Source organism: Neobacillus sp. DZ-9 (assembly GCF_059587065.1).
In genome coordinates, this window is sequence record NZ_JCAIOL010000003.1 from 312,666 (window position 1) to 338,061 (window position 25,396).

A 25,396-nucleotide genomic window follows, 5' to 3' on the forward strand; every position below is an offset into this window, starting at 1 on the left:
GCAATTTTTGACCTTTTCATAACCCTGTTTTTTCCTTCTCCCATCCAGACTTTAACTGTCGGCCCTGGAATTTCACCAGATCCACCGTTTAACGAGTACGTTAACCGGGTCACGGACTAAGAAGCATCGCTTCATCACCGCCGGTTAGGAATTTCACCTTACCCCGAAGGAATTATTAAAATATACTTTCTATGGTAGTATACTTTAATAAAAGAGTAAAGGGAAAGGACTCCTATTTTCAGAAAAATTCTGGAATGTCCTTTTATTTTAATATGTTTTCACAGGTAAATAAATTTCAAAATGGAGATCTCCATTTGCATTTTGTTGTTTATGTTCTTCTTTATAGACTTCTATACTTAAAGCATAGTGATCCTGTTCATAGCCATATTCCTTCATCCATTCGAACATTTTAAGATATGTATTCTTAACTTCCTCTGTTCTGCCCTTATGGACTCCAACGACATAGTTTTTTCGCGGGATAGCAAATCCCACCATGCCTTCTGGGATGGCTTCAATTTTTTCTACCGGTTTCGCGACATAATAGGTAAACTCCGTTTCCCTGCTATGAAACGGCGCAATCAACACTGGCTCTTCCGTTTGATGGGGAACTTCTCTTAAACGATTCTCCATCTCTTTAAATAGACTCGGAATGAGCTCAGCTTCTGAATAAGTTCCACTCCAAGAAATTCCAACTACTTTTATCTCTTCTTTTTCTATTACTTGGATTCCCAAGCAAATCCCCCCTTTTAAAATCATCATATTATAAATATTCTAAATTTAGTACTCAAATCCCTCCTTAATAATTCGGTTAATATAATATTTCATAAAAATTTCCATCAAAAAAACAACCTATGTTGTCCTAGGTTGCGCGCGAAAGGAATTATTTCAAAATATCTTGTGAAATATTAAATATATTCCATAGAAAAGCAGCATATATCGCTGATAGGATCCAAGCTAACCATGGTTTTTTATAGTGGACAGCCAAAACAGAAAACATAACAAAGCTAAAAAATGCAGACCACCATAAATTCCAGCCGTTTTTATGGACCATGGCTCCTAATTTCAGATCTGTGTATTCATTTATCGTATAGACAAGAGTCCAAGCCAGGATATGAAGCATTTTTTTCCAAACCGCCTTAGGCATATGGCCGAGAAAAATACTGATCGTCACAGGATATTTTATTAACATAACTAAGAAAGCAATATGTGTGTGCTTTGCCCATAATTTATCGCTTCCAATCGGAACATATTCCCACATGCTATGTTTAAAAAATAAAAACTGATACACCAAATCCCCAACCATCAAGAAAAGAAAGGTAGGGTAATAGGCCCCCCAATTTTTCCAATCACCCCATTTTATTGCTGAAAAAATAAAAATGGCCCCATACATCACGTTCAGATTCACATGACTTCTCCTTCACATTCTAATTACCTGTATTTTTTCCAGTAAATTGTAAATTAATCACATAAAAAGCAGAGGTAAATAAATTACCTCTGCTTCTCTAGTTTCCGGCTTCAGCAACGCTAGCCGGGTCTTTAATCATCCCATCTTGAATTTGCAAATCACCGAAGGAAAGTCGCTGGAGTTCATTCCATACAGTAAGTTGTTCCCGATCATTTTGTTTTACAATTTGATCATTAGAGATACGATAAGGCACAAAAGTCATCCCAATTTTTTCATTCTTTATATCCAAGTGTAATACACCCGTTTGCGCTGCATTCCCTTTTATATAGTTTGGAAAGAGGAAATTTCCGAGCGAATAGGCAATCGGTTTGTCTTTATAATATTCAAAGCCTTGCAGAACATGGGGATGACTTCCAATAACCCCGTCCGCACCTGCATCAATCATTAACTTTGCCCATTCTCGCTGGAAGGGTTCAGGAGTGCGCTTCGTTTCAATGCCCCAGTGGATAAACACGAATAAATAATCGGCATCCTCTTTTTCTGTTTGAATGGTTCGGTTGATCAGACTGATATCATAACCATTCGCAAGTCCAGGTTTTGAAGTTGTCGCTACCCAGCTAAAGTCAGGCAGAACCTTTGAAAAAGCCAGTATTTTAACAATTTTCCCTTTTATTCTATAGGATTTGGCTGCATACGCTTCATCTTTGTTCAAACCGCCGCCGACATAATCCAATTGATATTGCTTTAAATTGGCGACTGTATCCGTAAACCCTTGTAGCCCAAAATCAAGCGAATGATTGTTGGCCAGACTAACGAGTTGAAAACCCGCGTTCTTTAGTCCTGATAACGCAATTGGGTCTGAACGAAAGGTATATTGTTTCCCTTGCTTAGTCCCTCCGGTGGTAATGGATGTCTCTAGATTGACTACGCTTAAATCACTGGAATCAAGTTCCGTTTTAATATATTCGAAAGGATAATCCGCTCCTTTTTGTTTGACTGTTTGCTTTACTGACCAATCAAACATCGCATCCCCTGCAAACGTTATCCGAATTGGTTCCTCTATGAGTGTTGAAGCCACCTTCTGTTTAACTGAGAAATTATAGGGTGTTTGCTGCAGCGCCAAAAGTTGATCATAATAGGAAGGTTTCCTATCCATGGAATGAATTTGTTTATTATTTCTCTCAAAAAGCTGATCAGCATAAAAACTGAAAAACGATTTTTTTTCATAGGTTATGTATTGTTTGCCATAGGCCGTTGAGTGTAATAGTACTTGACCACCTATAAAAATCAACATGATGACCAAGATTTTATATTTAAACAATTCTCTCCCCCCTTGACTTTATAAATAAGTTTAATAGGAGAAAAGGGAAAATGCTGTCGTTTTTTGTAGAAAATTCAGATATTCTTTAATGGTAAAAGACCGCTCAGTAACTGAACGGTCTTAATAGTTTACTAGATTTATTTAACTTCCTGGGGAATGGCCAGATTTAGCCCTTTTGCTATCCGCTCGCCATACTCTCGGTCAGCTTTGTAAAAATGCTGGATTTGACGAAGCTTAATATCATCTCTTTCAACAGGCTTCATCGCCCCAACGATTGTTTCTACTAAACGTGTCCGCTCATCCACAGACATTAGTCGATAAAGATCCCCAGCTTGAGTGTAATGATCGTTTTGATCATATGCTGCTTGTTCTGCTGCACCTGTAACCTCAAAGGCTGTTTGCTTATGTTCTGGTGCTTCCTTTGGTCCGCTAAAGCTGTTCGGTTCATAATAAATGGAACCTCCGCCATTGTTGTCGGAACGCATCGCACCGTCACGTTGATAGTTGTTCACTTCAACCTTTGGACGGTTAATCGGCAATAGATTGTGGTTCGCGCCAACACGGTAACGATGGGCATCGGAATAAGCGAATAAACGCCCTTGAAGCATTTTATCTGGTGATGCCTCGATTCCTGGTACCATTGTTCCAGGCGAGAAAGTTGCCTGCTCCACTTCTGCAAAATAGTTCTCAGGATTGCGATTAAGCACCATGCGTCCTACCTCGATCAGCGGATAATCCTTGTGGGACCAAATCTTCGTCACATCAAATGGGTCAAAGCGGTATTTATAGGCATCTTCAAATGGCATAATTTGAACATGCAATCTCCAGGCAGGGAAGTCGCCTTTTTCAATCGCATTAAATAAGTCTTCAGTATGATAATCAGGATTCTCTCCTGCTAATTTACCTGCAACATCAGCCGCCATGTTTTTAACGCCTTGCTCTGTCTTAAAGTGATATTTCACCCAAACTGCTTCACCTTCAGCATTGACCCACTTAAAGGTATGACTGCCGTAGCCATTCATATGTCTTAAGGTTGCTGGAAGTCCGCGGTCTCCCATTAAATATGTGACCTGGTGCAGCGATTCAGGTGACAATGACCAGAAATCCCAAACTGCATTTGGATTTTTCAAGTGGGTTTTCGGATCTCTTTTTTGTGTATGAATAAAATCAGGGAATTTAATCGCATCACGAATAAAGAAAATAGGTGTGTTATTTCCAACAAGGTCGTAATTACCTTCTCCTGTATAAAACTTCACCGCAAAGCCGCGGGGATCACGAACGGTATCTGCAGAACCTAATTCACCAGCAACGGTTGAGAAACGGATAAACATAGGTGTTCTCTTTCCAACACCGTTAAAAAGCTTAGCCTTTGTATATTTTGACATATCATTTGTCACTTCAAAATATCCATGCGCACCAGCCCCTTTTGCATGAACAACACGCTCAGGTACACGCTCCCGGTTAAAATGGGCCAATTTTTCAAGGAGATGAACATCTTGGATTAATATTGGTCCCCGTGACCCTGCTGTTATTGAATTTTGATTATCACCGACTGGTGCTCCAGTTCCTGTTGTTAAGTATTTGTTTTCATTACTCATTTGATCACCTCATAAACAATTTTTTAACCCTTGACTAAATTATAATATAAATTTTATTAAAATCAATATTAATTTATAATTATTATAAATTAATATTGATTATCATTAATTAAACATCTACACCCACTATTACATAGGTTTTAAAAAGAAAGGACGTTTTTCCAAAATTAAGGAAGAACGTCCAAAAAATTTGTATTTATTAAATTTTAATATGTAAAAAAATAGATTATACTGTATTTATCATCTATTTTAGGAGGCAATTATGTCAGAATCTAATCAAGTAAATCCGGCTGAAACACAAAAAAAGAAAATTAGCTTACAAGAAGCTATGAAACAGCAGCTTGAAAACAAAAAGAACAAGGCAGCCGCTGGAAGTGGGAATATGAGCGGTTCTCAAGCAACGAAAAAACTAACAAGCCAGCAAACGAAAAAAGTAAGCAACTCACGCAGAAAAATGGGTGTTTAATGAAAGGCTAACATTAAAAAAACAGACCCAGTAACCTGAGTCTGTTTTTTTAATGTTACTTATGATTTACGGACGTTAACCGCTTGTGGTCCACGTTGTCCATTTTCGATTTCAAACGTAACCTCTTGACCTTCATCTAAGGTTTTGTAGCCTTCACCTTGAATCGCTGAGAAGTGAACGAATACATCATCGCCGCCTTCGCGCTCAATGAATCCAAAACCTTTTTCACCGTTAAACCATTTTACTCTACCTGTTTCCATTTCTTTGTAGCCTCCTAGCATGTAGCCATAACATTTTTTTGCAAATTATACTTGCTTGATTATTTTTACCAATCCTTTTTCTTCCTATACAATCTTTATTCCAAAACATGAAAATTTTCTTATTTAAGCACCCATTTACGAATGGCTTCGGCAACTCCATCCTCTTCATTTGTTGATGTGATCCAATTAGCAGCCTGTTTGACTGTCTCCTGGGCATTACCCATTGCCACACCAAGTCCGGCCTCAGTAATCATCGCCATATCATTTAGACTATCCCCGACTGCCATCACTTGATTCATTTGTATTCCTAGGCGGTCGCAGACAATCTTGAGTCCTTTTGCTTTATTGATTCCCGATGGATTTACCTCGATGTTTTTTAAGGTGGAATTGCTTAGTTCGAACTCCCCTTTAGCTTGTAATTCTTTTTTAATCAGCTCTCTTGTTGCATCATCATCGATATTAAAGCCAAATTTTAACCATTCCTTCGTATGTAAATCCTCAGGCATATCATCATGCCAATTGCGTTCGGTACTGATTGCCCAGAATTTTGTTTTATGCTGTTTAGACAACTCCCACATCCACTCGATAAGCTCCGATTTAACAAGATTTCTTTCAACTATTTCACGTTTTTCATCCCATATTTCGCTGCCATTTACAGTAACCAAATAGGATGTGAGGTCAAGAGTGTCAGCGTGTTCCCTGCTTGTGAGCAAAGAACGGCCAGTGCTTAGAACTACAATAATACCTTTTTCTTGCGCTTCCTTAATTGCCAGCCTATTCCCTTCTGATATTTTTCCTTTGTTGTTTAATAGTGTCCCATCCATATCAAGAGCAATCAATTTAATGTCGGTATCCATTTCGAAATAAACTTCCCCTTTCAAATGTTTTCATTGTTTAAGTAAACACTTTTTATGAATAAAAATCAAAATTTCTTGACTGTATGAATAAGAAAAAAACTGCGATAAAATCGCAGTTTCAGATTATTGCTGGTATTGCACACGGTGGAGATTGGCAAAAATCCCTCCCTGCTCAATCAGTTCATCATGGCGGCCTTCTTCTGCTATACCGTCCTCGGTCACGACGATGATTCTGTCGGCATTTCGGATGGTTGCGAGCCTATGGGCAATGATTAATGTCGTTCGATTTTGCGCGAGTTCTGACAAGGCTTCTTGAATAACCAATTCCGTTTCTGTATCAAGCGCAGAAGTTGCTTCATCCAATATTAAAATTGGCGGGTTTTTCAGGAACATCCTTGCAATGGCAATTCGTTGTTTTTGACCACCAGAAAGCTTTAAGCCTCTTTCCCCAATTTGTGTTTCGTATCCATCTGGAAGAGTAGCAATAAATTTCTCAAGATGGGCACGGCGGGCCGCATCTGCGATTTCCTCATCGGTTGCCTCGTGTTTTCCATACGCAATATTTTCACGGAGTGTTCCTGTAAAAAGAAATACATCTTGTTGAACAATGCCAATTTGTGACCGCAATGATTTTTTTGTCATATTTCGAATATCAAGTCCATCGATGAAAATAGCGCCGCTGTTAACATCATAAAATCTGGGAATCAGCGAGCAAATTGTTGTTTTCCCTGCGCCAGATGGACCGACAAAGGCTACGGTCTCGCCAGCACATATATTTAGATTTATATTTTCAAGAACGGTTTTTTGCATGTCATAACGAAATGTAACCTCATGAAAGGTAATATTGCCATTAAGTTCAGAAACTTTAACGGCTTCTTCTGTATCTTTTACATCCGGCTTTTCATCGATTAACTCAATAAACCGTTTAAATCCAGCCATTCCTTTTGGGTACAGTTCCATTATTGCGCTAATTTTATCAATCGGTTTAAAGAGGACATTGACATAGAGTACAAATCCGACCAGTTCCCCGTAGGAAAGCTGTCCTGAAAAGCTTAACCATGCACCGTAAACTAAAACGATAATCGTAATTAGTCTTGTCATCATGTAAATGCCTGATAAACTGAAGGACATAACTCGATATCCCCCAAGCTTAGCAGCGCGGTATCGTTGATTATTTTTTCTAAATCTAGCAATCTCAAATTCTTCATTTGTAAACGATTGAACGACACGGCTTCCAGAAACGCTATCCTCGACGCGAGCATTCACATCAGCTATGCTTGAATACATTTGCCCCCACGCCTTGTTCATTTTCAAATTACAAACGACCACAAGTAAGATTAATAATGGAAGAACTAAAATTGAAACGAGGGCCAGTTTTACGTTTATGGTAAGCATTATCCAGAATGCCCCGATGAACGTCATAACCGCAATAAAGACATCTTCAGGCCCGTGATGGGCAAGTTCGCCCAGATCAAATAAGTCATTTGTTATCCGGCTCATTAAATGTCCTGTTTTGGTATTGTCAAAAAAGCGAAATGACTGCTTCTGTACATGCTCAAACAGTTCTTGTCTCATATCCGTTTCAATATTAATCCCTAGTTTATGCCCCCAATAATTTACGACAAATTGCAGAAATGTACTTATTAAGTAAAGCAGGAATAATCCAATGCTTACCGAAACAATGGTTGGCCAATCACCTCCAGGCAGCAGTACGTCAATAAACCACTTTACTGCGAGCGGAAATGCTAATTCTAATACCGCAACCACCACTGCACTGCTAAAATCTAAAATAAATAGCCTTTTGTGGGGTAAATAATAAGAAAAGAAACGCCGAATCATACCATTCTCCTTAGTTCAAAAGTAGCAATAATAGGATTATTTGAAAAAATTATGAACAATTTCAAGATTTTTGAAAATAAGACTAAATGTGTTTTTTGGGGGATTTGTTTTAGGTGAGCATTTCTTGGTGGGATGAATTTAAGATATCTTAAGGACAAAATTGGCTTTGTTTCCCTCCAAAATGTCCTCAATAAGGCCTCTTAAGGACAAAATTGATCTTGTTTCCATTCAAAATGTCCTTAATTAAGACCTCATTACTTGTAATAATTGGTTTAGCACAAGGCAATTTTTTTTAATGATGATGGTGATGGCTGCCTTTTGATGGATTGGTAATGACCCATTCCTCTTTTGGCACTTGGAAGTATTGAATCCAAACACCATCCAAGTACTCATCGTTTTTATCGAGAATAAAATCAATATCCTTATCGGTTTTTACAACTTCATCATTTTCAGTTGGCGTATCAAGCATTAAATCATAATGCGCATGATCCCCATGAATACTAGTGACATAAACGCGGAACATCTTTCCTTCCGCTTCCTCCACATCCATCATTTTTTTCAATGCTTTAGCTGCAATTCGATTAATTTTGACGTTCATCGTACCTGTCTCCTCTTTCTATGTAGTATTAATATTATCTCATTATTATTCTAAAATAGACAATTTTAAGCCATTTTTCAACAATGATTAAGGCTGTGGATTTATATTTCCAAACTATTCCATGATTAGCATTTTAAATCCTTAACAAATTTGTCACAACTTTTTTCAAAAACCTATATTATCATCATAGACATCTTGGTAATATTGTGAAAGAGGAAACTTAATCCGAAAATTAATCTAAAATAATAATTAGTTTAATTGGATTTTATGCTTGTATTTTTTTCAAAATGGAGTTATCCTATTGAAGTTTGTGAATGAATTCACGTAAGGATTGTGAAAAAATGAACAATTTGCCTGAGAGGAGCTTTAAAATGTTTAAAAAGGGCTATTTAATCCCCCTGCTGGCTTTCCTGCCTGTCTTATTTTTAAGTGGCTGCAACAAAATGGTGGTATTTGACCCAAAAGGTCCTGCTGCCAGAGACATTCTTGGTTTGATAAACTGGTCACTCGTATTTATGCTAATTGTCGTTGTCGTTGTTTTTGGATTATTTGGGTATATTGTTTGGAAGTACCGTGCTACACCAAAGAATAAAGACTACGTACCGCCTGAAGAGCACGGCAGTACTAAATTAGAGATCATTTGGACAGCGATCCCGATTTTGATAGTTATTGCTTTAACAATCCCTACTGTAAATACCATTTATAAACTAGAAAAAGTGCCTGCAGGCTATGAAGATAAAAAACCAATTACCATCAATGTCACTTCAGCTGACTGGAAATGGATCTTTAGCTATCCTGAGCAAGGCATTGAAACGGTGAACTATGTTAACATTCCGGCTGGTACACCGGTTAAGTTTAAATTAACCTCTGCTGGTACAATGCAATCCTTTTGGGTTCCTGCACTTGGCGGTCAAAAATATACGATGAACAAAATGGAAACACAGCTTTATTTGACAGCAGATAATCCTGGTGAATTTTTAGGAAGAAATACGAACTTTAACGGCAAGGGATATGCCGATATGGAATTCACTGTGGAAGCTAAATCCTCTAAAGACTTTGAAAAATGGGTTAAAGAGGTAAAAGCAAACGCTCCTAAGCTAACAGAGAAAAAATACAATGAGCTTTTAAAACCAACTCACTTAGGACGTGAAACATTTACTGGCACCCACTTAGCATGGGTCGACCATGGGAAAATGAATTCCAAAACTTATACAAATCCTGAGTTATACAAGGTTCACGGAGTTCAAGGTAAGATTTTTAAAGATGAAGAAAACAACACGGAAATGAATGATTCTAACGGAGGTGAACACAATGGGAATTAATTGGCATGACTTTTTCATCGTAGGAAACCCATTAATCCTAGGTTCACAGATTGCTATAGTACTAACGATGGTTGGTATAGTTGCCGGTATAACCTATTTAAAAAAATGGAAATGGCTGTGGCGAGAATGGCTGACAACCGTTGATCATAAGCGGATTGGGATAATGTACATCCTTTCAGGTGTATTGATGTTCTTCCGCGGAGGTGTAGATGGTCTGTTAATGAAGGCGCAAACCTCGCGTCCTGAAATGAAATTTTTAGATGCACAGCACTATAATGAAATCTTTACAACTCATGGCGTTATCATGATTTTGTTCGCAGCAATGCCATTGTTAATTGGTTTAATGAACGTGGTCGTTCCGCTGCAAATTGGAGCTCGTGACGTTGCCTTCCCACAATTGAACGCCTTAAGCTTTTGGCTGTTCTTCAGCGGTGCGATGCTGTTTAATATTTCTTTCGTTGTCGGTGGATCTCCAGATGCTGGCTGGACGGCTTACTTCCCTCTTGCCGGTAAAGAATTTACGCCTGGTATCGGAAATAACTATTATGCGGTTGCCCTGCAAATTGCCGGAATTGGGACATTGATGACGGGAATTAACTTCATCGTCACAGTTTTAAAAATGCGTACAAAAGGCATGACATTAATGAGAATGCCAATGTTCACCTGGACATCATTCATTGCTTCGGTCATTATCGTCGCATCATTCCCTATCTTTACCGTTGCTCTTGCATTGATGACCTTTGACCGTATTTTCGGTACCCATTTCTTTACGATCTCAGGCGGCGGAATGGATATGATGTGGGCGAACCTGTTCTGGCTATGGGGTCACCCAGAAGTATATATCGTTGTACTCCCTGCTTTCGGGATGTTCTCAGAGGTTATCTCAACCTTCTCACGTAAAAGGTTGTTTGGATATAATTCAATGGTATTTTCAATCGTTGGTATTGCGTTTTTAAGTATGCTAGTTTGGGTTCACCATTTCTTTACCATGGGTGCCGGACCTGGAGTAAACTCAGTCTTCTCCATTACGACGATGATGATCGCCATTCCAACTGGTGTTAAAATGTTTAACTGGCTATTCACGATGCGGAAAGGCCGGATTGAATTAACAACTGCGATGCTTTGGGCACTTGCATTCATCCCATGCTTTGTCATCGGTGGTGTTACCGGGGTTATGCTGGCAATGGGTGCAGCTGATTATCAGTACCATAATACTCTTTTCCTTGTGGCCCATTTCCACTATGTATTAATACCGGGTGTAGTATTTGCCGTATTTGCTGGTCTTTATTACTGGTGGCCTAAAATGTTTGGGCACATGTTAAATGAAAAAATCGGAAAAATTCATTTCTGGTTCTTTACAATTGGCTTTAACTTAACGTTTATGCCAATGTTCTTCCTAGGATTAGATGGGGCTGTCAGACGTTCTTACACCTATTCAGCTGAATCTGGTTATGCTCCATTATTCCTAGTATCAACGATTGGTGCCGTTATTCTAGCCATTGGCTTTGGAGCCCTTTGCTATAACATTTACTGGAGTGCCAGATATGCAGACCGTAATATCTCAAACGATCCATGGGATGCACGTACACTTGAGTGGGCTACCGCTTCTCCAGTTCAATTCTATAATTTTGCAAAACTTCCAGAAGTGAAATCAATCGACGCCTTCTGGTATATGAAGAAACACAATGAAGGTCTTACTTTAAAAGATGAAGAAGTAGAAGAAATCCATATGCCAAGCAATTCAGGTCTGCCATTTTATATGGGTGTTATTTTTGGAATCACTGGATTCCTCTTGGTCTTCGAATGGAAGCTCGCCGCCCTTGTGGCCACGGTCGGAATCCTTGCCGGGTTGATTATCCGTTCATTCGATTACAATGATGGGTTCCACGTTCATAAAGATGAGATCAAGAAAACTGAAAAGGCATGGAGAAGTGTGAATAAAGGGGTGAACAACCATGTCAGCTAACATCAATACTGCTTTGCCGCTTGAATATCAAACAGAACAAAACAGAATGAATATTTTGGGATTCTGGATTTTCCTTGGTGCCGAAATCATCCTATTCGGAACATTATTCGCTGTCTTTTCTGTTCTAAATGCCCGCTATGCCGGCGGGCCTACCCCTAAAGACCTTTTTGAAATTAAGGATGTCATGGTAGAAACCATCCTTCTGTTAACGAGCAGTTTCACTTGCGGTCTCGCAATCTATGAAATGCGCCGCGGTAGCCGTAATGGATTGTTACTTTGGTTCATCATCACTCTTTTACTTGGGGCTGGGTTTGTTTTCATGGAGGTTACAGAATTCATTCATTATGTCCATGAAGGCGCCACAATGCAAACAAGTGCGTTTTTATCAAGCTTCTTTGTATTACTTGGAACACACGGGCTTCACGTTTCCATGGGGATTGGCTGGGCCACTATGGTCATCATCCAGATTTTCCGAAGAGGTTTAACGCCAGTTACTGCTAGAAAGACATTTATCATCGGGTTATACTGGCACTTCCTGGACGTTGTGTGGATCTTTATCTTTACATTTGTTTATTTAGCAAGGATGGTGGCGTAAGATGGAGAAAAATCATAAAGGATTCCCTGTCACACATGTAATCGGATTTATTATGTCACTGGTGCTTACCTTTGCAGCACTAGGAGTTGCCATCAAAACCTCCCTTCCGTTTAAAACCATACTTTGGATTATTGGATCGCTTGCCGTCATCCAAGCAGGTCTTCAGTTATACATGTTCATGCACATGAACGAAGGCGAAGATGGAAAATCACAGGTAATCAACGTAGCTTACGGCTTCTTCATCGCAGTCGTCACTGTTGCAGGTTCGATTTGGGTTATGTCTTTCGGGATGTAATAAGAAGAACGTAAAAATAAAGGGTGTCAGGCACCGTGTGAAATTTTCACATTGGTGCCTGACACCCTTTTGTTATTTTGGATTTCGTTTTCGTTTTGTCCTTACAAGCTGGTAGCTGATAAAAGCGACATATAAAGGAATCGCCACATATATGAAGTATGGAAACCGGTACTGTTCTTTTTTAAACACGAAATAAATGGCATATCCTAAGAAAAGCGTGATGAGGATCCCGTATTTTGGCAGCGGGATATCCTTTAGACTCGGTATTTTAATCGTACTAACCATTAAATAACATAAGACAAAAAACGAAATAGGCAGGATAATCTCAGGCATCTTCCATTGAAACGTTGTTAACAATGTCAACAGACCGCCTGCCGCGGTTATCGGGACACCTGTGAAATATTTAAGGGACGATTTCACCGCATTAATATTAAACCTTGCCAATCGATAAGCTCCGAATAAAGGGAAAAGACCGGAAATCGCCATGCCTGGTATCCCAAAATAAGAAAAATAGGAATAATATGCCATCATCGCAGGTGCCACACCAAAGGTGACAATGTCCGCCAATGAATCTAGCTCTTTCCCAAGTTCACTTTCGACCCTCAGCATTCGCGCAATCCGACCATCCATACTATCCAGCATCATCCCTATTAAGATAAGGATGGCCGCATTTTTATAATCACCTTGTGCCGAATACATCACCGACAGGAAACCGCAAAATAAATTTAACAGTGTAAATAAGTTAGGTATACTATTTCTAATAATATGTATCACTCCAATTTTTAACCGCGAAGCTTTCAGTTCTGAACCTCATATCTCGCTTTTATATTTCTTATTATACCGTTTTTCCTTGTAAAATTGGAAAAACCATATTAACACAGCCAGCCAAAATCCACTAGCAAAATAACCGCCGATAACATCACTTGGATAATGTACCCCTAAATAAATACGGCTAATACCGATCGAAAGGATCATCACAATACTAAAGACAATCAAAATACTTCTTCCCCATTTATTTGGAATATGCCGCCAAAGTAAAAAAGTGATGATCCCATAAACCGTAAAAGCATTCATCGCATGTCCGCTTGGAAAACTGTATCCCTCGATCTCAATCAAACGGTGCAAATCCGGTCTGACGCGCTGAAAAATATTCTTTAAAATCCCATTAATACAGGCAGAACCAACGATAGCTGTAATAAATAAAATAAGTTCAATTCCATGATGCAGTACTTTATAAAGGAAAAACATAAGCACCAGACTAAGAATGATAACAAAAGTTGCTGAACCAATATACGTAAACATCTTCATAACGTTTGTTAATCCAGGAGATTCTTGACCTTGAATCACCTGAATTACCACACGATCAAACCTGATTATTTTCCGGTCGCTGATTAATAAGGAGATTAAACTAAAGCCTATGATACATACAACGCTAACAATAAAAGCCATTATTAAATAGGCCCTTAAAATCATGAAAAAATTCCCTCCACCCTAGTTTATTTTCACCTTAACAGAAAAAGAAGAAAATGTAAAAAAGTAATTCCCCCAAAGAGGAATTGCTTTCACTCATTTATGAAACCTTTGGTTCTTTTTTCATCGGATTTGATTCCTTGTCTTTCGAGAAAAACCAGCCTGCTGCCGCAATACCAGCTAATACAATATAAAAGCTTATTTTCCAGGCAGTTGAATGGGCAAATTCCTCATTTAATATAGCAAGCTCTGGATGTGAAAGAGTATAAACGGCAAGCTTAACGCCTACCCAGCCGACAATGGTAAAAGCAGCAATTTCAAGACCTGGCCTTTTTTCCAAAAGCTTCACAAACTGATTTGCGGCAAAGCGCATAATGATTAATCCGATAATTCCGCCAGCAAATATTACGAGGAATTTCCCTCCATCAAGTCCCCCTATTGCTGGTAGCGGTGTTTCTGGAAGGACAACTGCCATCGCTACCGCTGCAAGAATCGAATCAACGGCGAAGGCAATATCCGCTAATTCCACCATAAGGACCGTTCTCCAAAAGCTTCCGCCTTTACGAACCTTACCATCCTTTTCATTCTCTTTCTTTTTGACAACCTTGCGGAAAATATGATTACCAGCCATAAACAATAAATAAAGGGCACCGATTGCTTGAACCTGCCACACATCAACTAAGAAAGAAATCGCAAATAATGAAGCAAAACGGAACACAAACGCCCCTGCTAATCCGTAAAATAATGCTTTCTTCCTTTTCTCTTCAGGCAAGTGCTTTACCATTATCGCCAAAACCAAGGCGTTGTCGGCAGCTAAGAGTCCCTCTAACCCAACCAAAATCAATAATACCCATCCATACTCAAGTAAAAGCGTTAAATCCATGAAAATTCCTCCCTTAAAGTTAGATTTTTTTCAAAATACTCCTTATGCCATAAAAATAGGCCTTTACTGTATACAGTAAAGGCCATGAAAAAAGCATACAAAAAGACCTTTACAGTAAAGTAAAGGTCTTGCTAACAACGTAAATGTTGCCAATAAAGCCGGAGAATAAAATTCTCGGAATGACGACTTTATTGTAGCAGCTACTCCCCTTTAAAAAGGAAATATTTAATTACTATTAATATACGATATATTATTCGGGATGTCAATTTTAATAAAGTCTATTCTTGTAACCTTCTATAAGGCTTGCTTCAACTTCATCGACCGAAATCCCTTCAATGTTTGCGTGCTCAGCTAAGATTTTTGCAGCCCTTGGAAGGAGGGCTTTATCCTTCCATGTTTCCGACTTCCAAAGCCCAGAACGTAATATTGCTTTCGCACAATGAATAAAACATTCTTCAACCTCAACCCCTATCCCCAGGAGAGGTCTTTTTCCATTCACCGCCATTTTTTCTAACAAATCATTATCCTTCACTAAACTTGCCTTTCCATTTATCCTCAGTGTTTCACCTAATCCAGGGATAAAAAATTGAAGGCCAACACGCGGGTTTTCGAGAATATTCTTCATTGAGTCCACTCGCTTATTGCCGGGTCGTTCAGGGATCAGAAGCTGTTTCTCATTTAGAACCATGACGAAGCCAGAGTGATCCCCTCTTGGGGAAACGTCACAATTTCCTTTTTTATCAGTGGTTGACATAACTAGAAAAGGAGACAAAGAAATAAAATTTTGACAATGTGCGTCAATATAATGGATAACCTTTTTTTCCGCTCTTTCACTCGGAGTGCCAATCAAACTTCGAAGCTCTTCATAGGTTGATATAACGTCTTTAAAAACAAGTGTTCGTGGTATCATAATTAAAATCCATATACCTCAGCATATTTTTTCTCAAGATACTCGACAAGATATTCTGCGTTTAATTCCTCACCCGTCACCTTAACGATTAATTCATTTGGCGTGTAAAGCTTACCGTACTGATGGATATTTCCTTTTAACCATTCTTGAATCACGTCAAATCTGCCATTTTCTATATGGTTATAAAAATCAGGCAGGTCATTTTGAATCGTGCGAAGAATTTGTGCGGCATAAAGGTTTCCTAAAGAATAGGAAGGGAAATAACCTATACCGCCAAAGGACCAATGGACATCCTGAAGCACGCCTAATGTATCCGTACTAGGAGTAATCCCAAGATAATCCTGCATTTTTTTGTTCCAAATTTCAGGCAGGTCTTTTGCCTCAATCTCTCCAGCAATCAACGCTTTTTCAATTTCATAGCGCAGCATAATATGAAGATTATAGGTTAATTCGTCTGCTTCCACACGAATTAATGATGGCTCAACCGAATTCACAGCTCGGTAAAATTCATCAAGGGAAACATTCTTCAACTGGGCTGGAAAATACTCCTGCAGTTTAGGGTAAAAGAATTTCCAAAATTCCTTGCTGCGGCCGACCATATTCTCTAAAAATCTTGATTGCGATTCATGAATTCCAAACGATGCCCCGCTTTGAAGGATGGATTCTTCAAATTCAGGATTAACATGCTGCTCGTAAATTCCGTGGCCTGCTTCATGAATGGTACCAAACAGGGCTGAGCGGACATTTTTTTCTAAATAGCGAGTCGTTAATCGGACATCGCTTGTATTAACAGTTTGAGCAAATGGATGAACAGTTTCGTCTAACCGGCCGGCATCAAGATCAAACCCAATGATCGGCAGAATAAAGCGATTAAACTCTTTCTGTTTTTCAATTTCATAAGACTGATCAAAAACTTCAGCTATTGTCCGTTTTCCATTCTCTCGAATACGCTCTAAGAGTTTAACACTTGATTCTCTTAACTTAGCAAACAATGGATCTAGTCTTTTTACTGTTAAACCAGGCTCAAACTCATCTAATAATGCATCGTAAGGATGCTCCTCATAGCCATAAATTTCAGCAAACTTACGCTTATAGGCTACTATTTTTTCCAAATAAGGCAGGAACCGTGCAAAATCATTGTTCGCTCTTGCTTCATCCCATGCATCATTTGCCTGAGCCGTTAGGATGCTGTATTCCTGAAAAAGATTGGCAGGAATACTCTTTGATTTTTGATAATATGCTTTGTATTCACGGACCTTTGCTTTTGTATAGTCGTCTAAATCCTTTACATTTTCCGGTTTAGATAAGGTTTCCAGCAGTTCCCCCATTTCACCTGATACCATTAGCTTAAACACTTCAGTTCTAAGAGTACCGGTTGCTTTGGCGAAAATAGCCCTGCCTTTTTTCGGCGCCATGACCTTTTGATCCCAATCAGTCAACCCTATGATACTTGAAAAATGGGTGATTTTTTCATCTAGTGCTGTAAATTGTTCCAATGCTTTCTGTAAAACTGGATCAATTACTTTCTGTTCCATATGTAGTAGACCCCCTATTTTCTTTTTTTAATGGAATTGGTCTATGAACATTACCAATCCAAATTCATTATAAAGTAAAAATTCCAATAAGGGAAAAAATTAGAAAATCTTTTGGTTGACAAAAAATTTAGTTTAGAAAAATTCTGTCGACACCTGCATGATCCCCCCCAATTATTAGAGAAACAGGAAATACTTTACATAAAATCGATGAGAAACGTAAAATAATAATATCGTGGTGTGTTTACCGGCTTGTAAAGGATGTGCAAACCTTTGGAAAAGCAAAAAAAGAAAAAATCTCATTTTCCCTTTAGATTAAATTTTTTGTTTTTTAGTGTATTTTTGCTATTTTCTATCCTTATTTTACGACTTGGCTTTGTACAGATTGTCTATGGGGAAAATTTTAAAAGAGATTTAGAAAGAAAAGAGGATATAACGGTTAGTAATCCGGTTCCAAGAGGAAAAATGTATGACCGTGATTTTAAAGTTATTGTTGATAACATTCCAAAAAACGCCATCACCTTCACCAATGAAGGGTTCAGCCAGGATGAAATGGTTGAAACTGCTGAAAAACTAGCCAAACTCATTGATAAGAAAACAGATAAGGTGACAGACCGCGATCAACGGGATTTTTGGATTTTGAAGCATCCAAAGCGCGCTGATGACAAGATTACCAAAAAAGAAAAAGAATTATATGAAGCCAAAATACTAACCGATAGTGATCTATATAAGTTAAAGCGGGATCGGATAACTCCTTTGGAATTGAAGGAAATCAATCAGAATCTGGAAGTACTAGCACTTTATCGGGAATTTAATAGCGGGTATAAATACACACCGCAAATTATAAAAAATGTAGACGTAACAGAGCAGGAAATTGCTGCCGTGAGTGAAAATCTTCAATCACTTCCAGGTGTGGACACCACAACAGATTGGGATCGAACCTACTTGTTTGAAAACACATTAAGATCCGTGCTTGGAAAGGTAACAAAGTCAGATGAAGGCCTGCCCGCCGACAGATTGGATTATTATTTAGCAAAGGGTTACAGCCGAAATGACCGGGTAGGTAAAAGCCAGCTGGAAATGCAATACGAGGATATTCTTCATGGCTACAAGTCCAAAGTCAAAAATATAACCGATAAAACAGGAAATGTGATTGAAACCCAAACAATCACGAATGGCAAAAAGGGAAATGACCTTGTCCTTACCATTGATATGGATCTACAAAAGGCGGTTGATAAAATTATTGAAGAAGAGCTTTGGGCGGCAAAGCAATTACCTGGAACCAGTCTGACCGACCGGGCTTATGTGGTGTTAATGGATCCTAGAAACGGTGAAGTCTTGGCCATGTCAGGTAAAAAAATAGAAAGAAATCAAGAAACTGGAAAGGTAGAAATGGAGGATGATGCTCTGGGAACATTCACGACCACCTTTAATGTAGGTTCTGCAGTGAAGGGTGCCACCGTCTTAACAGGGTATAAAACAGGGGCCATTTCTCCTGGTACCATATTTGACGATGCCGGTCTGAAAATTCAAGCCACTCCCTTGAAAAAATCATATACCTACCTTGGGAAACTGAACGAAATCAATGCCTTAAAGAAATCCTCCAACGTTTATATGTTCCGAACAGCCATCAGAATTGGTAACGGACATTATGAATATGATAAACCTTTGAAAATTGATAATACCGCTTTTGATACCATCAGAAATTCATTTGCTTCTTTCGGTCTCGGTACAAGAACCGGAATTGATTTACCGAACGAACAAACGGGTGTTAAAGGGCAAAGCAAACTACCTGGTTATTTACTCGACCTCGTCATTGGCCAATATGATACATACTCTGCGATGCAATTAGCCCAGTATGTTTCGACGATTGCCAATGGCGGCTACCGGATGCAGCCACATGTGGTAAAGCAAATTCGCGAACCGGTTGAAGGCTCCAATGAGCCTGGAGCAGTTGTAAAAGATATTCACCCGCTAGTACTTAATACGATTGATGCGAAAAAAGTATGGATGAACCGTGTACAAACAGGTTTTAGAAAGGTCATGCAGGAGCCTGGAGGTACAGCCTATAAATTTTTCAGCGGTGTTACCTATGCTCCTGCAGGTAAAACCGGGACTGCAGAAGCCTTCTATGACGGACCGCTTCGCAGCCGTTTTGGCAAAGAGCCGCCTGCTGTTATGAACCTTAGTTTGGTCAGTTATGCACCAAGTACAAATCCCGAAGTGGCCATGGCCGTGTTGGTCCCATGGGCTTACGCTGGTAAAGAGGATAACAGGGCCAACCTAAAGATCGGCCGCCGGGTATTGGATATGTATTTTCAAATGAAAAAATAAAAAACCGCCCTCATGAGGACAGTTTTTGCTTTTTCACTCAGAGTTTTGTCCTCATGAACGCCTCATGAGGACAGTTTTTGCTCTTCACCCTCGAGTTTTGTCCTCATGAACGCTCTATGAGGACAGTATTACTGATTTCACCTCGTCTGTTGTCCTCATGAACGCCTCATGAGGACAGTTTTTGCTTTTCACCCTCGAGTTTTGTCCTCATGAACGCTCCATGAGTACAGTCTTTGCTTTTCACCCATGAGTTTTGTCCTCATGAACGCCTTATGAAGACAGTTTTCCATTTTCCGTGCTGTTTTTTGTCCTCATAATATTTTCATCGTATTTTTACCTACACTAAAATTGTAAAGTCCTTCGCAAGGCAATCCCTATTTCTTTTTTAACACCGATTTAACTGCCCGCTCAATTTCAGCATAACCGGTGCAGCGGCAAATATTTGATTCGAGCCACTCCTTTATCGTCTCGTCATCAGCATCTGGTTGCTGCTCAATTAACGAGTGACAATTCATAATAAAACCAGGTGTGCAGTAGCCGCATTGGAAAGCGAAGTTTTCAATAAACGCTTGTTGAATCGGAGTATTTTGCAATCCTTCGATGGTCGTTACCTTTTTACCGATTGCTTCCACGGTCAGCATTAAACAAGATTTCATTGGCCAGCCATCGATGTTCACCGAACAGGCTCCGCAATCACCATTTAAACACCCAGGCTTCGCACCTGTCAGGCCAAGTTTCGCGCGCAAGGTGTATAAAAGAGTATCAGCTGACCTAACGGTAACCATTCGATTTTCTCCGTTAATGTTTAACGTGATTGTATGAAATTTCAAGCATCACCACCATCCTTCAACGAAACTATCAAACTCTCACAACATCCAACGCCCCAAGTACATCAAACAATAAATTCTTCAACACAAATAATCGGTATTCTGCTGACCCTTCAACATCATCTAAAAGCGGATCCGGCATAACTTCCAGGGCCCCTTCCACGCGTTCTTCAATCGAGAGTCCTTTATTATTTAAAGCGGCCTCCACTTCCTTAGAGCGAAAAGGAAATGGACATAAACCACTAATTGCTACACGCACTAAATCGTTAGTTTTCAATGCGGCTATTGTTATCAGCGGATACCCCATATCCCATTGCTGACGGCGTTTGATGCTGAAAAACGGCGCCCTGACAAACCTGCTCTCCGTTGCTAGTTGAACCAAAAACTCCCCTTTTCTCAATCTGAGTTGGCCGAGAAATATCTCATTTATGGGAATGACTTGTTTTCCTTCAGATCCAACAATTAATACTTGACTATCGGCAAGCAAAAAGGGCAATACAGCCTCCCTGTAGAAAATCTGCGCACAAATATTTCCACCCAAGGTAATTTTTCCACGTGCTGTATGGTCGGCTACTTGACTTGCTGTCTTTGTTAATAACGGAAAAAGATTGGCTTTTTCAATTTGAGTTAAGGTGAGAGTGCTGCCGAGAAGTACATGATCCCCGCTTACCTGCATTACCTTACATTCCGCAATATCCTTAATGTCAATAACAGCATCCGTATAGGCTAAATTGATTCTCCCAAGCGTAATTAATTCCGTTCCGCCTGAAAAAAACATCGGCTGGTTACCCTGTTGTTCTAAATATTGATACAAATCAACTGCTTCTTTCAAAGTTTCCGGCTTATAGTATTCAAAATCAAACGGAAGCATTACTTTGACGCCTCCTTTGTTTTCCAAATCAACTCAGGTATCAAAGGCAGATTATGAAGTGAAACATCTGCTGCGATCGACAAGGCATTCCCGATTGCTCCTGGCATCCCCATAAGTCCTAATTCCCCTATTCCACGAGCACCATAAGGGGCATCAAGCTGTGGGGACTCTACAAATCCCACCAAGTATTCAGGATTTTCACCGTATCTTAGCGGCCGGTAGGTTCGAAGCTGCGGGTTTAAGACCCGGCCGAGTTCATCAAAATAAAATGTTTCACGACAAGCGAAGGCGATACCCATACTCATCGCACCCATTACCTGCCCTAAAGCCGCTTTTTCATTTAAGACCTTTCCTGCATCTACGACACTACAGGCTTTAATGACACGGTACGTCAAATTACGCCGATCAAATTCAATTTCCACTGCATATGCCGCAACTGACCATTCAGGTCCAGGTCTCCCTTCACCCGTTTCAGGGACTAAAGGTGTTAAATGCCTTAAAATATAATTACCTCTTCCAATGATTTGACCGCCAATTGCGTTTCCATTCGGATACTTGTAGCCATAACCGATTTCTTTAAAATGGAGCCCAATGATTGGATCATCTCTTAAAAATACCCTGCTATCGGCCACCTCCAGATCTTCCTTTGGTGCCCTTAAAACACATGAAGCTACATCTTTCAGCTGTTTGATGACATCATCTGCAGCTTTTAAGACAGCCCTTCCAGCCATAAACGTTCCCCTGCTTGCAACTGTCTTAAAATGCTCTGGCATTGTTTGAGTATCGACTTCCATCCGGACATGTATATTGTCAACATTCATTTTCAATCGTTCCGCCAGAATTTGGGCTAAGACTGTTTTTGTTCCAGTGCCAATTTCAACCAGGCCTGACATCAAATTAATACTGCCGTCGGGATTAAAGGTTAGAATAGCTCCAGATGGAGCATTCGTGTCAATCGTTGAGGTCTTCCAGCTGCAGCTGACCCCTTTAACTCTTACAAATCTTTCATCTATTTTTTGTACTGCTCCTTTATCCCAGTGGATTAATTCCCTGACTTTTTCAATACATTTTTGCAGATTCCCAACGTTACTTTTATTTAATCTCACCCTGGTCGGCGTAGTGTCGCCTGGTTTAATCGCATTAATATACCTAATTTCAAGCGGATCCATATTTAATTTTTGCGCCAGCAGATCCATTGTTCTTTCTATTACAAAGGAAAGTTCGGAGTGACTAAAGCCCCTATAGGGTGATGCATATGGATGATTCGTATACATACAGTAAGAATCGCACCAAACATTTTCAATTTTATAAGGACCTGTACAATCGACCGCTCCTGACCTTGTTACATCGATGGCTTTATCCGAATAGGCCCCTCCATCCCATAAATACTGAATTTCAGCAGCCCTAATTTTCCCAGTTCTGTCTGCTCCTAATTTAACAGTGGCATCTAAACCAATGTGACAAGGTGAGGTGATAATATCTTCTTCTCTTGTGTTAAAAATCATAACCGGTTTTCCTCCGACTTCTTTGGAAGCAACATAAGCCAGCAGCTCAAGCTGAACAGGAGCTTTCCCTCCATAACCACCCCCGACAAATGGTGTGTGAACAATGATTTTCCCGATATCCTCCCCGAAAAATTCGGAGATTAACGTTTTGACCATATACGGTGCTTGAGAAGAAGTCATAATGATGATATTTCCATCCGGAAGAATTTCCGCTGTCGCACACCTAGTTTCCATGGCCGAATGGTCGGAAGGGGCAAAAGAAAAGCTTTCTTCCACCATTGTTTCACTTTCCGACCAGCCCTGATCCATATTCCCCTTGCGGATTTTTATATGGTTGGCAATGTTGGTACCTGGCACAGGATCTGAATCTCCTTCTTTCTTGTATTCACCTAATTGCTCATGGACAAGTGGTGCATCCTTTTGAAACGCCTGTGTAGGCGAATTGACAACCGGCAGTAATTCATATTGGACCTTTATTAGATCGCCAGCTGTTTTGGCTTGTTCAGGAGAATCGGCGACGACAAGTGCAACAACTTCCCCATGGTACCGAACCTTATCAGCCGCAATCACAGGCCGGTCACGAATCGCTTCCCCTGTTAATGGATAGTGATTCCCGGTGAGAATTGCACGCACACCCGGAACTTTCCAGGCCTCCTCAGTGTCAATATCAACAATTTTGGCATGACCAAAAGGGCTGATAACCTTATGCCCAGTAAGCATTGAAACTGAATGATAGTCATTTGTATACTTCGCCCTGCCCGTCACTTTATCAAGTGCCTCTTTGCGAATGACACTTTTGCCTATAACCTCCAAGCTCCAGCCCTCCCTTTTAATGGCCAAATTTCTAATAACGCTTGGTAGTCATCAAACGTATCAACATCAAAAAAATAAATGCCTCCATTTAGTTCCACTTGTTTTCCTTGCATTGCTTGCGCCCCGCGAATTAAGGAACGTGCTCCCTGGTCCCCTTCCAATTTCATTAAAGATGGAAAAAGTTTTCTTCCAATGAGAACAGGCGGTTTAGAAATTCCATTTTGCGAATAACTTAAATGAGAATAGTCATTAGGAGCAGAGAATTCATCCACTAAACGATTAATCATCGCTCCTGTCACAAATGGCTGGTCGGCAAGGAGTATCACCACTCCGTCCGCTCCTAGTTCCACAGCAGCCTTTACCCCTGACTTTAATGAAGCACTTTGTCCCTGGTCAGCTTCCTCACAAACTAGAATACTTATATCTTTTCTATTCGAAAAAGGAGCTAACCACTTAAGTGAATCTCCTATTCTTGTGACAGTTATGATGTGCTCCAGCTTTGATTCCAATGCAGCCCGTAAGGCTAAGCTTCCCAGCCACTGTCCATCGATGGCTAAATTCAGTTTATCCCTGCCCATTCTAGTGCTTTTGCCGGCCGCCAAATATATTCCAACTAATCTGGAACTGTCCATAATAACTCCACTTTTTTACGAACCGGCTTTCTTAACACTTCAATCATTTCGGATACAATACTGACTGCGATCTCAACAGAACCCTTTGCACCAATTGCGAGGCCAATGGGAGAATGGAGCCGTTTAGGAATCTCTTCATTTCTAAGCAGCCGTTTCGTTCTTTCTTTTGGTCCCAACACACCTAAGTAACTAACATTCTCATTAAGTATGGACAGAAGGATCTTTTGATCTCTCTGAAAATGATGCGTCATAATAATCACAAAATCATAGGGGGTAAACGAAATTTCTTTTAGCTGCTCACTGGGAAATCCCAGTAAAAGGCGGTCAGCACCAGGGAAATATTTTTTTTGACAGAATTCGTTGCGCCAGTCACAAATAGTAACAGAAAAACCAGTTTCCGCTGCCAATGATACCAATGGTCTAGCATCAGGACCTGCCCCGAATACAATCAATCGAGGCTTTGGCTGATAGGTTTGTTGATAAATAGGCAGTCCCTCGATAACTCCAGATTTCTCTCCGATATCAACATTTGGAATAACGCCTGACCATTGACCAAATGGCGGCCCTTCTTTTGTAAGAAAAACATACTCTCCCACATTATCTAAATTTTTCAATACCATAACTGAATGATTGTTTTCTAATTGTTTCCTTACCATTATCAAATCCTTTTGAAGCTGCCCGCTTATGGGCTCTAGCAAAATATCAATTGTCCCATTACAGCCTGCCCCTTGCCCCCATCCTAAATCATTATCGTCGCTCATGTCATACTGCAGAGTATAGGCCCTTTGCTTATCGAACACCTCCTGTACCCTGACAGCTAGATCTGTTTCTAAACAACCGGCACTTAATAGGCCAATTTGACTGCCATCCTCAAAAAAAAGCATGGTGGCTCCTTCTTTTTTATAAGCAGAGCCGTTTACCCTAATGATAGTAGCAAGCACCTTTTTCCCAGAGCATTCTATTGCATCCAAAATTAGGAATATATCTTCCATCAAAACTCCCTCACTTCAGACAAGTAAATTCCTATTTTATTTATATTAAGCAGGAAGCTATTCCTAGAATGGTTAATTTTTCATTCGAATCATTCATAGATATTA

At 39.8% G+C, this 25,396-nt stretch carries 24 protein-coding genes and 1 riboswitch; of the genes, 6 read left to right on the forward strand and 18 right to left on the reverse strand.

Annotated features, from left to right (window positions below):
- Nucleotides 1-28 precede the first annotated feature (28 nt).
- Nucleotides 29-175, reverse strand: a riboswitch (FMN riboswitch).
- 92 nt (nucleotides 176-267) lie between these two features.
- From AC59HZ_RS09970 to katA, 4 genes are all read right to left on the reverse strand, one after another.
- Nucleotides 268-759: a GyrI-like domain-containing protein gene (locus tag AC59HZ_RS09970; RefSeq protein ID WP_496545646.1), complete on the reverse strand. Its 492-nt coding sequence runs from the start codon at nucleotides 757-759 to the stop codon at nucleotides 268-270.
- Between the two features lie 121 nt (nucleotides 760-880).
- On the reverse strand, nucleotides 881-1,405 hold the full coding sequence (locus AC59HZ_RS09975) for a CBO0543 family protein (protein WP_496545647.1): 525 nt from the start codon (nucleotides 1,403-1,405) through the stop codon (nucleotides 881-883).
- 97 nt (nucleotides 1,406-1,502) lie between these two features.
- On the reverse strand, nucleotides 1,503-2,726 hold the full coding sequence (locus AC59HZ_RS09980; RefSeq protein WP_496545648.1) for a CapA family protein: 1,224 nt from the start codon (nucleotides 2,724-2,726) through the stop codon (nucleotides 1,503-1,505).
- A gap of 137 nt (nucleotides 2,727-2,863) precedes the next feature.
- A complete protein-coding gene (katA, locus tag AC59HZ_RS09985) occupies nucleotides 2,864-4,324 on the reverse strand; it encodes a catalase KatA (protein ID WP_496545649.1) in 1,461 nt (486 codons plus the stop codon).
- Nucleotides 4,325-4,586: 262 nt separating this feature from the next.
- Here katA and AC59HZ_RS09990 point away from each other — a divergent pair, with 262 nt between their 5' ends.
- On the forward strand, nucleotides 4,587-4,790 hold the full coding sequence (locus tag AC59HZ_RS09990; protein ID WP_496545650.1) for a hypothetical protein: 204 nt from the start codon (nucleotides 4,587-4,589) through the stop codon (nucleotides 4,788-4,790).
- A 59-nt stretch (nucleotides 4,791-4,849) separates the two neighbouring features.
- Here the strand turns inward: AC59HZ_RS09990 and AC59HZ_RS09995 are convergent, their stop codons facing one another.
- The 4 genes from AC59HZ_RS09995 to AC59HZ_RS10010 form a co-directional block, all read right to left on the reverse strand.
- Nucleotides 4,850-5,050, reverse strand: a complete 201-nt coding sequence (locus AC59HZ_RS09995) for a cold-shock protein (RefSeq protein WP_223587819.1) — start codon at nucleotides 5,048-5,050, stop codon at nucleotides 4,850-4,852.
- 119 nt (nucleotides 5,051-5,169) lie between these two features.
- Nucleotides 5,170-5,907: a Cof-type HAD-IIB family hydrolase gene (locus AC59HZ_RS10000; RefSeq protein ID WP_496545651.1), complete on the reverse strand. Its 738-nt coding sequence runs from the start codon at nucleotides 5,905-5,907 to the stop codon at nucleotides 5,170-5,172.
- Nucleotides 5,908-6,030: 123 nt separating this feature from the next.
- Nucleotides 6,031-7,746 carry an ABC transporter ATP-binding protein gene (locus tag AC59HZ_RS10005; RefSeq protein ID WP_496545652.1) on the reverse strand — a complete coding sequence of 572 codons (1,716 nt, stop codon included), beginning with the start codon at nucleotides 7,744-7,746 and terminating at the stop codon, nucleotides 6,031-6,033.
- A gap of 292 nt (nucleotides 7,747-8,038) precedes the next feature.
- Complete coding sequence (locus tag AC59HZ_RS10010; protein ID WP_496545653.1) at nucleotides 8,039-8,344, reverse strand: iron-sulfur cluster assembly accessory protein; 306 nt, start codon at nucleotides 8,342-8,344, stop codon at nucleotides 8,039-8,041.
- Nucleotides 8,345-8,715: 371 nt separating this feature from the next.
- On the opposite strand from AC59HZ_RS10010, the gene qoxA reads away from it, so the two are divergent.
- From qoxA to qoxD, 4 genes are read left to right on the forward strand one after another with little or no spacing between them, the layout of a single operon-like run.
- Nucleotides 8,716-9,666: a cytochrome aa3 quinol oxidase subunit II gene (gene qoxA / locus AC59HZ_RS10015; protein ID WP_335716010.1), complete on the forward strand. Its 951-nt coding sequence runs from the start codon at nucleotides 8,716-8,718 to the stop codon at nucleotides 9,664-9,666.
- A complete protein-coding gene (gene qoxB, locus AC59HZ_RS10020; RefSeq protein WP_335716009.1) occupies nucleotides 9,656-11,632 on the forward strand; it encodes a cytochrome aa3 quinol oxidase subunit I in 1,977 nt (658 codons plus the stop codon). Before qoxA ends, qoxB begins: the two co-directional genes overlap by 11 nt.
- Nucleotides 11,622-12,227 carry a cytochrome aa3 quinol oxidase subunit III gene (gene qoxC / locus AC59HZ_RS10025; RefSeq protein WP_496545654.1) on the forward strand — a complete coding sequence of 202 codons (606 nt, stop codon included), beginning with the start codon at nucleotides 11,622-11,624 and terminating at the stop codon, nucleotides 12,225-12,227. Before qoxB ends, qoxC begins: the two co-directional genes overlap by 11 nt.
- Nucleotide 12,228: 1 nt before the next feature.
- The gene (gene qoxD, locus AC59HZ_RS10030) at nucleotides 12,229-12,522 is read left to right on the forward strand and encodes a cytochrome aa3 quinol oxidase subunit IV (protein ID WP_496545655.1); all 294 of its coding nucleotides are present in this window, start codon (nucleotides 12,229-12,231) and stop codon (nucleotides 12,520-12,522) included.
- A 72-nt stretch (nucleotides 12,523-12,594) separates the two neighbouring features.
- Here the strand turns inward: qoxD and pssA are convergent, their stop codons facing one another.
- From pssA to AC59HZ_RS10055, 5 genes are all read right to left on the reverse strand, one after another.
- Nucleotides 12,595-13,296: a CDP-diacylglycerol--serine O-phosphatidyltransferase gene (gene pssA / locus AC59HZ_RS10035; RefSeq protein ID WP_496545656.1), complete on the reverse strand. Its 702-nt coding sequence runs from the start codon at nucleotides 13,294-13,296 to the stop codon at nucleotides 12,595-12,597.
- A gap of 36 nt (nucleotides 13,297-13,332) precedes the next feature.
- Nucleotides 13,333-13,971 (reverse strand): phosphatase PAP2 family protein, encoded by a 639-nt coding sequence (locus AC59HZ_RS10040; protein WP_496545657.1) that lies wholly within the window; start codon nucleotides 13,969-13,971, stop codon nucleotides 13,333-13,335.
- 121 nt (nucleotides 13,972-14,092) lie between these two features.
- Nucleotides 14,093-14,875: a TerC family protein gene (locus AC59HZ_RS10045; RefSeq protein WP_496545658.1), complete on the reverse strand. Its 783-nt coding sequence runs from the start codon at nucleotides 14,873-14,875 to the stop codon at nucleotides 14,093-14,095.
- A gap of 268 nt (nucleotides 14,876-15,143) precedes the next feature.
- Complete coding sequence (locus AC59HZ_RS10050; protein WP_496545659.1) at nucleotides 15,144-15,785, reverse strand: pyridoxamine 5'-phosphate oxidase family protein; 642 nt, start codon at nucleotides 15,783-15,785, stop codon at nucleotides 15,144-15,146.
- 2 nt (nucleotides 15,786-15,787) lie between these two features.
- Complete coding sequence (locus AC59HZ_RS10055; RefSeq protein WP_496545660.1) at nucleotides 15,788-17,320, reverse strand: carboxypeptidase M32; 1,533 nt, start codon at nucleotides 17,318-17,320, stop codon at nucleotides 15,788-15,790.
- Between the two features lie 270 nt (nucleotides 17,321-17,590).
- Between AC59HZ_RS10055 and AC59HZ_RS10060 the strand changes: the two genes are divergently transcribed.
- Entirely contained in the window at nucleotides 17,591-19,651 is a 2,061-nt protein-coding gene (locus tag AC59HZ_RS10060) for a peptidoglycan D,D-transpeptidase FtsI family protein (RefSeq protein WP_496545661.1), read from the forward strand.
- 374 nt (nucleotides 19,652-20,025) lie between these two features.
- Here the strand turns inward: AC59HZ_RS10060 and AC59HZ_RS10065 are convergent, their stop codons facing one another.
- The 5 genes from AC59HZ_RS10065 to AC59HZ_RS10085 are packed head-to-tail and all read right to left on the reverse strand — an operon-like array spanning nucleotide 20,026 to nucleotide 25,291.
- Nucleotides 20,026-20,481: a (2Fe-2S)-binding protein gene (locus tag AC59HZ_RS10065; protein WP_496545662.1), complete on the reverse strand. Its 456-nt coding sequence runs from the start codon at nucleotides 20,479-20,481 to the stop codon at nucleotides 20,026-20,028.
- A 28-nt stretch (nucleotides 20,482-20,509) separates the two neighbouring features.
- A complete protein-coding gene (locus tag AC59HZ_RS10070) occupies nucleotides 20,510-21,349 on the reverse strand; it encodes an FAD binding domain-containing protein (RefSeq protein ID WP_496545663.1) in 840 nt (279 codons plus the stop codon).
- Nucleotides 21,349-23,667, reverse strand: a complete 2,319-nt coding sequence (locus AC59HZ_RS10075) for a xanthine dehydrogenase family protein molybdopterin-binding subunit (protein ID WP_496545664.1) — start codon at nucleotides 23,665-23,667, stop codon at nucleotides 21,349-21,351. The genes AC59HZ_RS10070 and AC59HZ_RS10075 overlap by 1 nt, the downstream gene beginning before the upstream one ends.
- Complete coding sequence (locus AC59HZ_RS10080) at nucleotides 23,655-24,299, reverse strand: nucleotidyltransferase family protein (RefSeq protein ID WP_496545665.1); 645 nt, start codon at nucleotides 24,297-24,299, stop codon at nucleotides 23,655-23,657. Before AC59HZ_RS10080 ends, AC59HZ_RS10075 begins: the two co-directional genes overlap by 13 nt.
- Entirely contained in the window at nucleotides 24,281-25,291 is a 1,011-nt protein-coding gene (locus tag AC59HZ_RS10085; protein WP_496545666.1) for an XdhC family protein, read from the reverse strand. The genes AC59HZ_RS10080 and AC59HZ_RS10085 overlap by 19 nt, the downstream gene beginning before the upstream one ends.
- Between the last annotated feature and the right edge of the window lie 105 nt (nucleotides 25,292-25,396).

Bases quoted from the DNA above. Each gene is read 5' to 3' on its own strand.
- AC59HZ_RS10040 (WP_496545657.1), bottom strand. From the start codon at position 13,971: ATGGCTTTTATTGTTAGCGTTGTATGTATCATAGGCTTTAGTTTAATC.
- qoxD (WP_496545655.1), top strand. From the start codon at position 12,229: ATGGAGAAAAATCATAAAGGATTCCCTGTCACACATGTAATCGGATTT.
- katA (WP_496545649.1), bottom strand. From the start codon at position 4,324: ATGAGTAATGAAAACAAATACTTAACAACAGGAACTGGAGCACCAGTC.
- AC59HZ_RS09990 (WP_496545650.1), top strand. From the start codon at position 4,587: ATGTCAGAATCTAATCAAGTAAATCCGGCTGAAACACAAAAAAAGAAA.
- AC59HZ_RS10000 (WP_496545651.1), bottom strand. From the start codon at position 5,907: ATGGATACCGACATTAAATTGATTGCTCTTGATATGGATGGGACACTA.
- AC59HZ_RS10045 (WP_496545658.1), bottom strand. From the start codon at position 14,875: ATGGATTTAACGCTTTTACTTGAGTATGGATGGGTATTATTGATTTTG.
- qoxC (WP_496545654.1), top strand. From the start codon at position 11,622: ATGTCAGCTAACATCAATACTGCTTTGCCGCTTGAATATCAAACAGAA.
- AC59HZ_RS10010 (WP_496545653.1), bottom strand. From the start codon at position 8,344: ATGAACGTCAAAATTAATCGAATTGCAGCTAAAGCATTGAAAAAAATG.
- AC59HZ_RS09970 (WP_496545646.1), bottom strand. From the start codon at position 759: ATGATGATTTTAAAAGGGGGGATTTGCTTGGGAATCCAAGTAATAGAA.
- AC59HZ_RS10085 (WP_496545666.1), bottom strand. From the start codon at position 25,291: ATGGAAGATATATTCCTAATTTTGGATGCAATAGAATGCTCTGGGAAA.
- AC59HZ_RS10070 (WP_496545663.1), bottom strand. From the start codon at position 21,349: ATGCTTCCGTTTGATTTTGAATACTATAAGCCGGAAACTTTGAAAGAA.
- AC59HZ_RS10080 (WP_496545665.1), bottom strand. From the start codon at position 24,299: ATGGACAGTTCCAGATTAGTTGGAATATATTTGGCGGCCGGCAAAAGC.
- qoxB (WP_335716009.1), top strand. From the start codon at position 9,656: ATGGGAATTAATTGGCATGACTTTTTCATCGTAGGAAACCCATTAATC.
- AC59HZ_RS09995 (WP_223587819.1), bottom strand. From the start codon at position 5,050: ATGGAAACAGGTAGAGTAAAATGGTTTAACGGTGAAAAAGGTTTTGGA.
- AC59HZ_RS10005 (WP_496545652.1), bottom strand. From the start codon at position 7,746: ATGATTCGGCGTTTCTTTTCTTATTATTTACCCCACAAAAGGCTATTT.
- AC59HZ_RS10050 (WP_496545659.1), bottom strand. From the start codon at position 15,785: ATGATACCACGAACACTTGTTTTTAAAGACGTTATATCAACCTATGAA.
- AC59HZ_RS10055 (WP_496545660.1), bottom strand. From the start codon at position 17,320: ATGGAACAGAAAGTAATTGATCCAGTTTTACAGAAAGCATTGGAACAA.
- qoxA (WP_335716010.1), top strand. From the start codon at position 8,716: ATGTTTAAAAAGGGCTATTTAATCCCCCTGCTGGCTTTCCTGCCTGTC.